The organism is Pseudoclavibacter sp. RFBB5 (assembly GCF_002931555.1).
In the GTDB taxonomy this organism is placed as follows: Bacteria; Actinomycetota; Actinomycetes; order Actinomycetales; family Microbacteriaceae; genus Pseudoclavibacter.
Window position 1 is genome coordinate 35,521 of record NZ_PSTZ01000005.1, and the last position, 14,036, is coordinate 49,556.

Annotated in this window: 12 protein-coding genes; 7 read left to right on the forward strand and 5 right to left on the reverse strand. The window is 68.3% G+C overall.

The features are described 5' to 3' along the window. Window positions 1-26: 26 nt before the first annotated feature. From C5B97_RS05235 to C5B97_RS17715, 3 genes are read right to left on the reverse strand one after another with little or no spacing between them, the layout of a single operon-like run. A complete protein-coding gene (locus C5B97_RS05235) occupies window positions 27-842 on the reverse strand; it encodes a sugar phosphate isomerase/epimerase (protein ID WP_104311085.1) in 816 nt (271 codons plus the stop codon). A 54-nt stretch (window positions 843-896) separates the two neighbouring features. Next, a complete protein-coding gene (locus tag C5B97_RS05240; protein WP_104311086.1) occupies window positions 897-1,622 on the reverse strand; it encodes a response regulator in 726 nt (241 codons plus the stop codon). Then, entirely contained in the window at window positions 1,612-3,243 is a 1,632-nt protein-coding gene (locus C5B97_RS17715) for a sensor histidine kinase (protein WP_181026909.1), read from the reverse strand. Before C5B97_RS17715 ends, C5B97_RS05240 begins: the two co-directional genes overlap by 11 nt. A gap of 163 nt (window positions 3,244-3,406) precedes the next feature. Between C5B97_RS17715 and C5B97_RS05255 the strand changes: the two genes are divergently transcribed. Continuing rightward, window positions 3,407-4,786: a cation:dicarboxylase symporter family transporter gene (locus C5B97_RS05255; RefSeq protein ID WP_104311304.1), complete on the forward strand. Its 1,380-nt coding sequence runs from the start codon at window positions 3,407-3,409 to the stop codon at window positions 4,784-4,786. A gap of 158 nt (window positions 4,787-4,944) precedes the next feature. Here the strand turns inward: C5B97_RS05255 and C5B97_RS05260 are convergent, their stop codons facing one another. Beyond that, on the reverse strand, window positions 4,945-5,910 hold the full coding sequence (locus C5B97_RS05260) for a magnesium transporter CorA family protein (RefSeq protein WP_181026910.1): 966 nt from the start codon (window positions 5,908-5,910) through the stop codon (window positions 4,945-4,947). 5 nt (window positions 5,911-5,915) lie between these two features. Beyond that, complete coding sequence (locus C5B97_RS05265; RefSeq protein WP_104311088.1) at window positions 5,916-7,133, reverse strand: DUF418 domain-containing protein; 1,218 nt, start codon at window positions 7,131-7,133, stop codon at window positions 5,916-5,918. 97 nt (window positions 7,134-7,230) lie between these two features. Between C5B97_RS05265 and C5B97_RS05270 the strand changes: the two genes are divergently transcribed. From C5B97_RS05270 to mnhG, 6 genes are read left to right on the forward strand one after another with little or no spacing between them, the layout of a single operon-like run. Continuing rightward, window positions 7,231-10,308, forward strand: a complete 3,078-nt coding sequence (locus tag C5B97_RS05270; protein WP_104311089.1) for a Na+/H+ antiporter subunit A — start codon at window positions 7,231-7,233, stop codon at window positions 10,306-10,308. After that, window positions 10,305-10,994: a Na(+)/H(+) antiporter subunit C gene (locus C5B97_RS18315; RefSeq protein WP_104311090.1), complete on the forward strand. Its 690-nt coding sequence runs from the start codon at window positions 10,305-10,307 to the stop codon at window positions 10,992-10,994. The genes C5B97_RS05270 and C5B97_RS18315 overlap by 4 nt, the downstream gene beginning before the upstream one ends. Beyond that, window positions 10,991-12,556 (forward strand): Na+/H+ antiporter subunit D, encoded by a 1,566-nt coding sequence (locus C5B97_RS05280; protein WP_104311091.1) that lies wholly within the window; start codon window positions 10,991-10,993, stop codon window positions 12,554-12,556. The genes C5B97_RS18315 and C5B97_RS05280 overlap by 4 nt, the downstream gene beginning before the upstream one ends. Further along, on the forward strand, window positions 12,553-13,260 hold the full coding sequence (locus C5B97_RS05285; RefSeq protein ID WP_104311092.1) for a Na+/H+ antiporter subunit E: 708 nt from the start codon (window positions 12,553-12,555) through the stop codon (window positions 13,258-13,260). The genes C5B97_RS05280 and C5B97_RS05285 overlap by 4 nt, the downstream gene beginning before the upstream one ends. After that, window positions 13,260-13,544 (forward strand): monovalent cation/H+ antiporter complex subunit F, encoded by a 285-nt coding sequence (locus C5B97_RS05290; RefSeq protein WP_104311093.1) that lies wholly within the window; start codon window positions 13,260-13,262, stop codon window positions 13,542-13,544. Before C5B97_RS05285 ends, C5B97_RS05290 begins: the two co-directional genes overlap by 1 nt. Continuing rightward, window positions 13,531-14,031, forward strand: coding sequence for a monovalent cation/H(+) antiporter subunit G (mnhG, locus tag C5B97_RS05295; RefSeq protein WP_104311094.1), 501 nt, complete (start codon window positions 13,531-13,533; stop codon window positions 14,029-14,031). The genes C5B97_RS05290 and mnhG overlap by 14 nt, the downstream gene beginning before the upstream one ends. Window positions 14,032-14,036: the final 5 nt, after the last annotated feature.

Genomic DNA, 14,036 nt, shown 5'->3' on the forward strand with positions numbered 1-14,036 from the left:
TGCCAGCCCGAGTCGGGCGTGGGCGGCTAGACCTCGTCGGGGACCGGGCGGCCCAGCTGCAGGTGATCGTGCGCGAACGCGACGGTCTCGCGGAGCATGCGCAGTCGGTCGGCCTCGTTCTTCGCCTTGCGCGTGTTCACCTCGGCGACGACATGGCCCGACCAGCCGATCGAGGCGAGGTACTGCAGCGTCTCGGCGACGGGCTGCCCTCCCTCGCCGGGCGCGAGGTGCTCGTCGAAGAGCTTGTCGTTGACGTCGGGCGCCTGGCCGTCGCAGAGGTGGATGTGCCGCAGTCGGTCGCCGGCCGCCTTCGACATCTGCAAGGAGTCGCGTCCCGAGAGCGCGGCGTGCGAGAAGTCGAGGGTGATGGCGTCGCAGTCCATGTCGACGGGGTCGATGCCGGGCTTGTACGCCTGCAGCGCCCGCCCGGACACCTTCCACGGGAACATGTTCTCGACGGCGATCTCGGTGCCCGTGTCTGCGTTGATCTCGCGGACGATCTCGAGGAAGTTCTCCGCGTATCCCGACTGCCACCGGAATGGCGGGTGGACGACGACGGTGGAGGCGCCGATGTCGCGGGCGAGCTCGGCGGAGCGCTGCAGCTTCGTGCGCTGGTCGCGGCCCCACACGAACTGCGTGAAGAGCAGAACGGGGGCGTGCACGGCGAGCACCGGGAGCTGGTACTTGTCGATGAGGCGCTTCAGCGCATCCACGCTGCGAGATGTCTGGTCGGTCGAGATCATGATCTCCATGCCGTCGAAGCCCGCGTCCCTGGCTATCTGGAACGACGTCTCGACAGACTTGGGGAACGTGCAGGAGGTGCTCATGCCGACGGTGATCATTTTCCGGAGATTACTCCCCCCGGCTGTCCGAAAGGTGACGGCGGCCGGAGCGCCTCAGGCGAGACGGTACTCGAGCTCGGGCCGCCCCGGGGTGCCGTACCTGGGGGTGCGATCGGCGGCGGAGGTGTCGACGAGGTGCTCGAGGTAGCGGCGCGCGGTGACGCGGGAGAGTGTCAGCTGCTCGGAAAGCTCCTTCGCGGAGATGCCGGTTCCCGCCTCGAGGGAGCGCAGCGCGGAGATGACGCTCGCGAGGGTCTCGCTCGTCAGCCCCTTGGGGAGGCTCGCGTGCGGTGTGGCCTGTCGGAGGGACGCGAGAGTCTGGTCGACCTCATCCTGGCTGGAGACGACGTGGTCGAAGAGCCCGGCGCGGTACTCGCGCAGCGCCTCGAGCTTCTCCGCGAACGTCTGGAACGTGAACGGCTTGAGCAGGTAGTGGGCGATGCCGAGCGAGACCGCCTGCTTGACGGTGGCCGCCTCGCGCACGGCCGTCACGGCGATGATGTCGACGTCGTGACCTTCGGCCCGGAGTCGCCTCGCGACGTCGATGCCCGTCGCGTCCGGCATGTTGATGTCGAGGAGGACGACGTCGATGCGCTCGGTGTCGCCGTGGGCGGATGCACGGACCGCGAGGAGCGCGGCGGACGCCGTGCCCGCGACGGCGACGGTGCGGAACCCCGGCAGGCGGTCCACGTAGGAGGCGTGCGCCTGCGCTGTCAGCGGCTCGTCGTCCACGATGAGCACGTTCAGTGGTGTCGCCTGCGTCGCCCGCTCACCGTCCATTCGCGGCCTCCCAGTCGCGCGAGGCCCCGGCCTGCGCTGTGTCCGGGGCACGCAGCGGCAGGCACACCGTGAACGCCGACCCGTCGACCTCGATGCTGCCGCCCGACCGGCGCACGGCCTGCCGCACCAGCGCGAGCCCGACCCCGCGCCCCTTGCCGGGCTTGCCGGATACCCCGAAGTCGAAGATGCGGCCCAGGAACTGCGGATCGGGCCCGTCGCCGCTGTCGCTCACCTCGATGAGCACCTCCCCGTCGAGCTCCTCGACGAGCACCCGCACGGCTGGGGCCGGCGTCGTCCGTGCCGCGTCGAGTGCGTTGTCGATGAGGTTGCCGACGATGGTGATGAGGTCGCGAGCAGTGGCGCTCGCGGGAACCCGCTCGGGCAGGTGCAGCTCGAAGCGCACATCCATCTCGTCTGCCTGCGCCGACTTGCCGAGGAGCAGCGCGACCAGCACGGGGTCCTCGATGGCTCGCACGAGCCGGTCGGCGAGCTCCTGGCTGACGTCGAGCGTCGAGCTCGCGAGCCGCATCGCCTCCTCGGGGCGGCCGAGCTCGATGAGCGCGATGATGGTGTGCAGCCGGTTCGCGAACTCGTGCGCCTGCGAGCGGAGCGCCGCCGCGAGCGTCTGCGAGGTCTCGAGCTCGCCGCTGAGCTCCTCGATGCGGGAGTGATCGCGCAGCGTGACGACCGTGCCGGCCGAGCGCGGTGCATCCTGACCGGGCCCGCGCGTCACGACGGCTTCGCTGTTCACGACGAGCACATGCCGTTCGGTGACGACGATCTCGTCGACGACCGCATCGCTGCGGAGCATGACCTCTCGCAGGATCTCAGGAGCGGCCAGGTCCTTGACCGGAACAGGGGCGGCCCGCGGGTCGAACGGCGGCAGGCCGAGGTACTCGCTGGCGACCACGTTGGCGAGCACGATCCTGCCCTTCGGGTCGATGAGCACGAGCCCCTCGTCGATCGATCGGAGCACACCCTCGTAGTAGGCGAACATGCGGGCGAGGTCCTCGGGGCCACGGTTGTCGGTCACCCGCCGAAGGTAGCGGCTGAGCGCCCAGGCTCCGGCGCCGCCGATGAGGAGCGCGCCGAGGGCGGACCAGAGGATCAGGGCGATGCGCGACCCCGTCGCGACGTGCGCGTTCGACACGGTCACACCGGCCGACACGAGGGCGACCACCTCGCCGTCGTCCCAGATCGGGGCGACGGCCCGGACAGACGGGCCGAGCGTGCCCGTGTAGGTCTCCGTGAAGGTCGAGCCGCCGAGCGCCGTGTCGATGTTGCCCTGGAACAGGCGCCCGATCTCCTCGGGGTTGCGGTGCGTGATGCGCACGCGGTCGGTGTCCATGATCGTGATGAAGTCGACATCCGTGGAGTCGGAGATGACGATCGCGTACGGCTGCAGCGTGCTGCTCGGGTCGGCGGTCTCCAGCTGCTCGACGACGAACGGGTCGTGGGCGATGGTCTCGGCGACCGCCAGGCTGCGCAGCGCCGCGTCGTCCTCTGCCTCGCGCCGCGCATCCGCCCACACGATGACGACGCCGAGCCCGGTGAGCGCGAGGATCGCGACGAACTGCAGCACGAAGAGGCGCGTCGCAACGCTCCAGCTTGCGAATCGCACGGTTCCTCCTCGTCGTCGATGAGCGTGCCGCGTCGGATCTCGCCGCTGCGGGCGCGGTGAGAACAGTATGAACGCAAGTCGCGGCAGTTCTGCCGGTGCGCGGATGCTCGATCCATCGCTCCCGACGCAGCTCGCGTCGGATCTCAACGGAGAGAAGAAGGCAATGGCGCTCACATCTCAGGACACCAAGGCTCCGCGCAAGCGCGGGATCGACAAGACTCACTGGCTCTACATCGCCGTCATCATCGCGGTGCTCGCGGGCATCACCGTCGGCCTGGTCCTCCCGGAGTTCGGGAAGGCCCTCAAGCCCGTCGGCGAGGCGTTCGTGGCGCTCATCAAGATGATGATCGCCCCGATCATCTTCTGCACGATCGTGCTCGGCGTCGGCTCCATCGCGAAGGCGGCAACGGTCGGCAAGGTCGGCGGGCTCGCGCTCCTCTACTTCATCACGATGTCGACCTTCGCCCTCGCCATCGGCATGGTCGTCGGCAACTTCATCCACCCGGGCGAGGGGCTCAACATCGCGAGCGCCTCCTACGAGGCCGATGCGTCGAAGAGCGAGGGCACGGCCGACTTCCTGCTCGGCATCATCCCGACGTCGCTGTTCTCGTCGCTCACCGACGGCAGCATCCTGCAGGTGCTCTTCGTGGCCCTGCTGCTCGGCTTCGGCCTGCAGAAGATGGGCACGAAGGCGGCGCCCATCATCGACGCGATCGCGCAGATCCAGGCGCTCGTCTTCCGCGTGCTCGGCATGATCATGTGGGTCGCCCCGGTCGGCGCGTTCGGCGCCATCGCCGCGGTCGTCGGAGCGACGGGCATCGACGCGGTCATCGCGCTCGGCACCCTCATGATCGCCTTCTACATCACGTGCGCGCTCTTCATCGTCGTGGTGCTGGGCACGCTGCTGTGGCTCGTCGCCCGCGTGAACATCTTCAAGCTCATGAAGTTCCTCGGCCGCGAGTACCTGCTCATCGTCTCGACCTCGTCGAGCGAGGTCGCGCTGCCCCGCCTCATCGCGAAGATGGAGCACGTGGGCGTCTCGAAGTCGGTCGCCGGCATCACCATCCCGACCGGGTACTCGTTCAACCTCGACGGCACCGCCATCTACCTGACGATGGCGTCGCTCTTCATCGCCAGCGCGATGGGCACGCCCCTGTCGATCGGCGAGCAGGTGTCGCTGCTGATCTTCATGATGATCGCCTCGAAGGGCGCCGCCGGTGTCACCGGCGCCGGCCTCGCGACGCTCGCTGGAGGCCTGCAAGCCCACCGCCCCGACCTGGTCGACGGCGTCGGCGTGATCGTCGGCATCGACCGCTTCATGTCCGAGGCTCGCGCGCTCACGAACTTCACGGGCAACGCCGTCGCGACGGTGCTCGTGGGCACGTGGACGAAGGAGATCGACAAGCAGCGCGTCGACCTCGTGCTCAGCGGGGGCGCCCCGTTCGATGAGGCGACCATGAACGAGGACGTGCACGGCTCCACGGATCACTCCCGTGACGCGAAGAGCCAGCAGGTCATCGACGAGGAGCGCGTCACCGCGTAACCTGCGCCGCTGCGCCGCTGCCTACCGGCAGACCTGTGGGGTGTGCATCCGCTTCGAGAGAACCGGATGCACACCCCACAGGTCTCTTGGCGGTTTCCGCCAGGGCGGGGGAGGAGCCAGGCGGGGGAGGTGTGGCGGGGAGTGCGCAGCCGGTGCGGTTACAGCCAGTCGCGTCTCTTGAAGACGATGTAGAGCACGACCGACGAGCCGATGACGAGGGACACCGAGGCGATGAGGCCCTCGACCTCGTTGTGGCCGGGGAAGTCGACGTTCATGCCGAAGAAGCCGGTGATGGCGGTCGGCACGGCGATGATCGCAGCCCAGCCCGTGACCTTCTTCATGATCTCGTTCATCCTGTTGCCCTGCAGGGCGATGCTCGTCTCGATGGCCGTCGAGATGTGATCCGCGAGCGTCTCGGACCAGTCGGCGGCGAGCGCCGCATGGTCGCCGACGTCGGCGAAGTACGGGTGCAGCTCTGGCGCCACCTTCTCCTCTCCCTGGTGGATGAGGAGCGTGATCACCTCTTTCAGGGGGAGCGTCGCGTGGCGGAGCTTCGAGACGCTCCGCCGCAGCGTGAACGCGCGTCGCTGCACCTCGCTCGTGTCGGGCCGCTCGCTGAAGAGCCCGTCGCTGAGGGCCTCGATGACCTCGTCGAGCCGTTCGACGGAGTCGGTGTGGCTGTCGACGATGACGTCGAGGAGCGCCCAGACGAGCCAGGGGACCCGGTACGCGGAGAGCTCCTCGTTCTCGTCGAGGCGCTTCGCGACGGATTCGATGGGGAAGCCGGCTTCGTGCACGGTGATGAGGATGCCCGGCAGGATGAACGCCGTCAGTCGGGAGATCGTGACGTCTCCCTGCTCGTCGCAGTCGGAGCTCGACAGCGTGAGCAGCAGGTGGGAGTCGAAACGCGCGAGACGAGGCCGCTCGAGGTGGGACCTCGCATCTTCGACGGCGAGCTGGTGCAGGTCGAGGAGCGAGGCCAACTCGTCCAGGGCGCCTTCTTCGTCGAGCGTGAGGTCGACCCAGACCGTGCAGTCCCCGGATGCGCGGTGCTCGGCGAGATTCGTGAGCGAGTGCTCGCCGCCGACCCGGTGTCCGTCGCGGTAGAGCCTCGTGGTCTGCATGCGGCTTATCGTACGACCGCTCTGACGGGTGGCTGCCCGTAGCTGAGCCTCCGGATCGCCCATTCCGCGGGCCCCGGCTTGCCCATCCGCTCGAGGAGGACGGCGCCAAGGAGCGTTGCGAGCCAGGTGCCGGTGCCGATGAGGAGCGCACCGCCGGTGCCCACGGTGGCGCCGAGCCCCATCGACCAGGCCGGCATGATCGCGAGGAAGATGACCGACTGTGCGAGGTAGCCGGACATGGAGCGACGTCCGAGGGCGGTGAGCGCCCCGATCACCGGGCCGGGGCGGGAGCCGGAGCGCTGCGTGCCCGCGACGATGAGTGCGAAGAGCGCGGCGTAGCCGGCACCGGCCAGGATGCCGATGGCCGCATGCAGTGAGCCTGCGAGGAACCAGACGGGGCCCGGCTCGAACCCGAGCGCCAGGCCGAAGGCGAAGGGGAGGCCCCCGAGGATGGCGGCCGAGACGCCACCGATCGCGATGCTGCGGACCGCGCGAGCGTGCTGCCACGGGCGCTCGAGCAGCTGGCTCCGGGCCATGAGCAGGCCCAGCATCATGGGCGGGAGCACGCCGAGGACGGTGAACGGCGCGAATGCGAGGAGCGGAAGGAACTCGCCGGCTCGCGCGAGCTGAGCGTCGAGGAGCGTCGCGCTCACGGCGGAGGGCATCATCGGATCGGCCGCGCCGCCCACCGCGGCGAGCCCGGACGCCGCCGCGCCGTCACCGCTGCCGAAGGCCACGGCGAGCGGGGCCGTGATGCCGAAGACCAGCCAGAGCACCCAGTTCGGCGCCCTCATCAGCAAGATGAGCACGAACCCGGCGAGCGCGTACGTGTGCATGATGTCGCCCATGAAGAGGAGCAGTCCGTGCAGTGCCCCGAAGACGAAGAGCCACGCGTTGCGCCGCACGAGCAGCCGCCTGACGACGGGCCACGCCGTGCCGAGCGCCTCCTCACGCGTCACGAGCTGGTGTAAGCCGTAGGCGAACAGCAACGAGAACAGCGGGAAACTCCGGTTGTCGATGAACAGCGCGCCGAGGACATCCGCGACCCGGTCGCCGAGTCCGGCATCCACCGGACGGAACAGGATGCCCTGGTCCCTGCCGTACAGATACACGGTGAGGTTCGCGATCGCGATGAACAGCAGAGCGAAACCACGCGCGGCATCGGGCGCCAGCGCACGCGCTCCCGTCGCCGTCGGCCGGGGTCCAGGCGGAGAATCATGCATGCACTCACGCTATCGAGCGAGGCATTCGGCACACACGCAGACAACTGCCAGGTAAAATCAATTCGTCCACACCGCTGCATGAGCTCCAGGAGGCCGAATGATCGCGTTCCTGGCTATCTTCCTCGGCGCGAGCATCCTCATCCCAGTGCTCCACAGGTGGCTACGGAACGTGACGTTCCTCGCCGCCGCCGCCATCCCCGCCGCCGCCTTCGTCTGGACTGCGCTGCTCGGTCCGCGCATCCTGAGCGGTGAGGTGCTCGTCGAGAGCGTCCCCTGGATCCCGCAGATCGACGTCGCCGTCGCCATGCGCATGGACGTGCTGGCGTGGATCATGACGCTCATCGTCACCGGCATCGGCGCGCTCGTGCTCATCTACTGCGGCCGCTACTTCAAGCCAGACGAGCCCGACCTCGGGCGCTTCGCCGCGGTGCTGCTGGCGTTCGCGGGCGTCATGTTCGGCCTCGTCCTCGCCGACGACATCTACCTCCTCTTCATCTTCTGGGAGGCGACGAGCGTGCTCTCGTTCCTCCTCATCGGCCACTACTCGTCGAAGCGCGCGAGCCGCGGTGCCGCCATGCAGGCGCTGCTCGTCACGACGCTCGGCGGCCTGGCCATGCTCGTCGGCCTCGTCATGCTGCACGCCTCGACCGGCACGACGCTGCTCTCCGAGATCATCGCCAACCCGCCCGAGTTCGACGGCTTCACGATCACGGCCGTGATGCTCGTGCTCTCGGGCGCCGTCACGAAGTCGGCGCTCGCCCCGTTCCACTTCTGGCTGCCTGCGGCGATGGCCGCTCCCACACCGGTGAGCGCGTACCTGCACGCCGCGGCCATGGTGAAGGCCGGCATCTACCTCATCGCCCGCCTCGCGCCCGGCTTCGCCGAGATGCCCGGGTGGCGGGAGGTGCTCGTCACGATCGGCATCGCGACGATGCTCATCGGCGGGTGGCGCTCGCTGCGCCAGCACGACCTGAAGCTGATCCTCGCCTACGGCACCGTCAGCCAGCTCGGCTTCATGACCATCGTCGTCGCCTTCGGCACACGGGACGCGGCGCTCGCGGGCCTGGCCATGGTCATCGCGCACGCCTGCTTCAAGGCCGCGCTCTTCCTCATCGTCGGCATGATCGACCACCGCACGGGTACCCGCGACATCCGCAAGCTGTCGGGGCTCGCGAAGGCGGCGCCCGTCCTGTTCTGGATGACGGCGCTGGCGATCGCGGCCATGGCCGGCGTGCCCCCGATGTTCACGTTCGTCGCCAAGGAGGCGATCCTCACGGCGCTCCTCGAGGCGGGCGAGGCCGGGAGCGTGTGGGGGTGGATCGCGCTCATCGGCGTCATCATCGGCACCGTGTTCACGGTCGCCTACTCGGCCCGGTTCCTCTATGGGGCCTTCGCGTCGAAGCCGGACGTCGAGCGGGTGCGCTACGTGCCCGAGCACCTCGACTTCATGTTCTCCCCGCTCATCCTCGTCGCCGCCTCGCTCGGCTTGGGCTTCGCGTCCGGTCTCGTCGACCCGGTGCTCGCGATGTACGCGGACACGCTGCCGGAGCTGCCCGGCGTCAAGCCGTACCACCTGGCGCTCTGGCACGGGTTCGAGCCGGCGCTCTTCATCACGATCGGCACGTTCATCGTCGGTGGCCTGCTCTTCGTCTGGCGGGCCGGGGTGGCCCGCGCGCAGGCGAAGGTGCCTCCGCTCATCGAGTCGTCTCGCGGCTACTGGACCACGATGCGCGTCGTGGATGTCATCGCGGCGCGCACGACGGCGACGACCCAGCGCGGCTCGCTTCCCTTCTACCTCGCATCGATCTTCATCATGTTCGTCGTGGCGTCCGTGTTCACGCTCGTCACCATGGACACGCCCGTCCCGGCCTTCGAGACCGAGATCCGCTGGCAGGAGATCGCGATCATCCTGATCATGATCCTCGCGGCGTTCTTCGTGACCACCTCGGAGAAGCGGTTCCAGGGCGTCATCCTCGTGGGCGTCACGGGCTACGGGATGGCCGGGCTCTTCGCGCTCTCGGGCGCACCGGACCTGGCGATCACGCAGGCCCTCATCGAGACGATCACGCTCGTCGTCTTCGTGCTCGTGCTGCGCAGGCTCCCTGCCCGCCACGGCAAGGCGCTCAAGAACCCGCCGTCGTGGCTGAGGTGGCTCATCGGCGGATCCGTCGGACTCGTCCTCGCCGTCGTCGCGTGGATCTCCCTCGCCTCCCGCCAGGCGATCCCAGACTCCGTGTTCTTCCCGGAGTTCGCCTACAAGGGCGGCCACGGCTCCAACATCGTCAACGTCACGCTCGTCGACATCCGCGGATGGGACACCATGGGTGAGCTCTCCGTGCTCATCGCGGCCGCTACGGGTGTTGCGAGCCTCGTCTACCTCAACAACCGGGGTCGCTCGCGGGTCGACGCGGCGCGCGGGCCGCGGTTCCGCCGCGCATCACGCCCCGTCACCGAACCCATCGACCTCGCCGCCGTGAGCGCGGCCGGGCAGAAGCTCGGCCGGGCCGACAAGCTGCAGGGGGAGCGCCGCAAGGTCTGGCTCATCGCCGGCAAGTCGCTCGCCCCGAGCAACCGCTCGATCATCCTCGAGGTGGTCGTGCGGCTCGTGTTCCACGCGCTGCTCATCGCCTCGCTCTTCCTGCTCTTCACCGGCCACAACACCCCGGGCGGCGGCTTCGCCGGCGGTGCGGTCGCGAGCCTCGCCCTGGCTGCGCGCTATCTCGCGGGTGGCCGGGCCGAGCTCGACGAGGCCGTCAAGGTGGATGCGGGCCGTCTCCTCGGCATCGGCTTCCTGCTCGCGACGCTCACGGCTCTCGTGCCGATCTTCTTCGGCCAGGCGCCGTTCACCTCATCCTGGATCGATCAGGACATCCCGGGGGTGGGACAGTTCGTCTTCGTCACCTCCACCGTGTTCGACATCGGCGTCTACCTCATCGTCATCGCGCTGGTCATCGACATCCTGCGCTCGCTCGGTTCGGAGATCGACCTGCAGATCGAACAGGATGCGTCTCCCGACTCGGACTCGGCCGCTGAGCACGACGGTCTGCAGGGCGAGGGAGGCGAGCCCGGTGAGACGGGCTACAACACCGGGGCGCTTGCCCGTGTCAACGAAGAGGTCGAGGCAGATCAGAGCGACATCGAACCCGTCGGATCCGAGGAGGTGACCCGCTCATGACCCTGTCCCTCGTGCTGCTCGTCGGCATGGCCGTGCTGTACGCATGCGGCGTGTACCTGCTCCTCGAGCGCAGCCTGACGCGGATGCTCCTCGGGATCCTGCTCGTCGGCAACGCCACGAACATCCTCATCTTCTTCATGTCGGGCAGTTTCGGGCTCGCCCCGATCTACGACGCCGACATCGCGCCGGAGGACTACTCCGACCCGATCCCGCAGGCGTTCATCCTCACCGCCATCGTCATCACCTTCGGCGTGACCGCGTTCATGCTCGCCCTCATCTACCGCTCGTGGAGACTCGCGCAGGCGGACACGGTGAGCGACGACGAAGAGGACATCGCGATGCGCACCGCGGACCTCTCGCAGGACGACGAGGAGTTCGACGAGGACGAGTCCGGGGACACGGAGTTCGGCGAGTACGCGGAAGCGGCGGTCTCGACTGCCCGCATCAACATGGGCGATGGGCCGAAACCAGGGTCGGGCAAGGACAGCTTCGCCGACGTATCCGTGAAGGCCACAGAGCCGAGCAACCGGCACGAGGAGCTCGAGGAGTTCCGGGCGGGTGAGCAGGATGCGGACGCCGAGCAGGGCTCGCAGCCTGCCGGAGCTCGCGAGGTCGGCCTCGACTCGGGTTCCGATGACCACACCGAACCGCACGACGACACCGCAGGAGAGGGGGAGCGCTCATGACCTGGCTCGTTCCCCTCATCGTGCTCGTGCCGCTCATCGGCGCGGCCCTGGCGCTGACCGCCGCCCGCGCGGCGCGCCTCCAGATCTTCATCGCCCAGGCGACGCTCGTGCTCGCGCTCGGCGTCAGCATCGGATTGCTCGTCGCGGTCACCACATCTGGCGAGGCGCTGGTCGTCCAGGGCGGCGGATGGCTCGCGCCGTTCGGCATCTCGCTCGTCGTCGACCAGCTGTCGGCGATGCTCGTCGTCGTCACGAGCATCGTGCTGCTCGCGGTCATGGCCTTCTCGATCGGCCAGGGCGCGGCGGACGGCGACGACGAGACGCCGGTCTCGATCTTCTACCCGACCTACCTCGTGCTCTCCGCGGGCGTCTACAACGCCTTCATCGCTGGCGACCTCTTCAACATGTACGTGGGCTTCGAGATCCTGCTCGTGTCGAGCTTCGTGCTCATCACGCTCGGCGGAACGACGGAGCGCATCAAGGCCGGCGTCACCTACATCGTCGTGAGCCTGGTCTCGTCGTTCATCTTCCTGGGCTCCATCGCCCTCATCTACGGTGCGGTCGGCACGGTGAACTTCGCGGAGATCGCGGTTCGCATGTCCGAGCTCCCGCAGGACGTGCAGCTCATGCTGCACATGCCGCTCCTCATCGCCTTCGCCATCAAGGCGGCTCTGTTCCCCCTGTCGTTCTGGCTGCCGGACTCGTACCCGTCAGCGCCAGCGCCGGTCACGGCTGTCTTCGCGGGCCTGCTGACGAAGGTCGGCGTGTACGCGATCCTGCGGACGGAGACGCTGCTCTTCTGGGACAACGACATCTCCGTGCTGCTGATGGTGATCGCCCTGCTCACGATGATCGTCGGCATCCTCGGCGCGGTGGCCCAGGCCGGCATCCGACGAATGCTGTCGTTCACGCTCGTGAGCCACATCGGCTACATGATCTTCGGCGTCGCCCTCGGCACCGAGCTCGGCTACGCCGCGACGGTGTTCTACATCGTCCATCACATCATCGTGCAGACCGCGCTGTTCCTCGTGACGGGGCTCATCGAGCGCATCGCGGGCTCCTCGTCGCTGACCCACCTGGGCGGGATGCTCAAGCGGGCGCCGTTCGTGGCCGTGCTGTTCTTCATCCCCATGCTCAACCTCGGCGGCATCCCGCCGTTCTCGGGGTTCATCGGGAAGCTCGGCCTCTTCACGGCGGGCGCGGCACAGGGCAGCGTGCTCAGCTACGTGCTCATCGGCGCCGGAGCCGTCACGAGCCTCCTCACCCTGTACGCGCTGATCCGCGTCTGGAACCTGGGCTTCTGGCGCACGCAGGAGCAGGTCGTCGACTTCTCCTCGCCGATGACGGAGCGCATCTCCGACACCCCGGAGTCGGCCGTCGTCACCGAGACGAAGTCGTCGTCGCGGCTCATGACGATCGCGACGACCACCATGGTCGCCGTGAGCGTCGCCATCACGATCTTCGCCGGCCCCATCTACGAGTGGTCCGAGACGGCCGCGTTCGATCTGTTCCCGGCTGAGTACATCAGCTCGGTCTCCAACGGGGAGGTGCTCAAGCCATGAAGGTGAAAGACGGCAGCGCCCGCAAGCCCAGGCGCCATGCCATCCTCGTCCAGTTGCCGCTGCTGCTCGCGCTCGTCGCGTTCTGGCTGGTGCTGTGGGGCCACGTCGACGTCATCAGCGTCGTCACCGGGATCATCTTCTCGGTCATCATCGTCGAGGTCTTCTACCTGCCGGCCGTCGACCTCTCCGGCCGCATCAACCTGTGGTGGACGCTCGTCTTCTTCGCGAAGTTCATGTACCGGCTGGTCAGCGCGTCGTTCATCGTCGCGTGGCTGGCGTTCCGGCCAGCGAAGCCGCCGCTCGGCTCCGTCGTCTCGGTGCAGCTGCGCACGCGCAGCGACTTCATCCTCACGCTGACGGCCGAGGTCAACATGCTCATCCCCGGCTCGATGGTCGTCGAAGTCGACCGGATGCACTCCGTGCTCTACCTGCACGTGCTTGACGCCTCGACCGACGAGTCCGTCGAATCGGTCAAGGCGCTCGCGCTCGAGGTGGAGGAGGGGCTCGCGCTCGCGCTCGGGACCCGCGACGACCTCTGGCGGGTCAACCGCGACCGCGTGCGTCGTGGGCTCGAGCCCATCGGCCAGTCGCCTGCGCAGAAGAAGCACGAGGCGATCCGCGACAAGCAGTTCGCGCACGACACGCCCGTCGTCGTCAAGGGCTCATCCGCCGGCGCATCAGCAGCGAAGGAGGGAGGCAAGTGATGGTCATCGACGTCCTCGTCTGGATGTTCGGAGCGATGTTCGCCGTCGCGGCGCTCCTCGCGGTGATCCGCATCATCCGCGGTCCGTCCATCGTCGACCGCATGGTCGCCTCCGACGCGCTCCTCACGATCCTCATCTGCGTGCTCGTCGCCGACATGATCATCCGCGGACACACCGACACGATCCCGCTCGTGCTTGCCCTCGCCATGACCGCGTTCATCGCCTCGGTCGCCGTCGCCAGGCACGTCACCCGACAGGAGGCGAACGCCAATGAGCGCTTCTGACGCTCTGCTCGCCTCCGGTGGGCTGCTCGTGGAGAACGCCCCGGTGGATGCGCTCGACGTCGTCTCCCTCGTCTGCCTCGGGCTGGGAGCCATCCTGTCCCTCGCCGCCGGGGTGGGCCTCATGCGCTTCTCCGACGTGCTCATGCGGATGCACGCGCAGACGAAGCCGCAGATCGCGGGCCTCATGTTCCTGCTCATCGGCCTCGCCGTGCAGCAGACGCACCTGCCCACGATCCTGTTCCTCATCCCGATCATGTTCTTCCAGATGCTCACGACCCCGGCCGGCGCGACGATGCTCGCCCGAGCCGGATACCGCAGCCGGCAGTTCGACAACGTGTCGCTGCACGTCGACGAGCTCGCCGCGGCGGTCGAGAGCGCCCAGCGCCGAACCGACGACGAGCTGACGCGCGCGCAGGCCGTGCGGACCGGGGAACCGGAGAAGGAGCCGGCACCCGAGCACGAGGGTCTCGGGCACGGCGAGAAGTAGGCGCT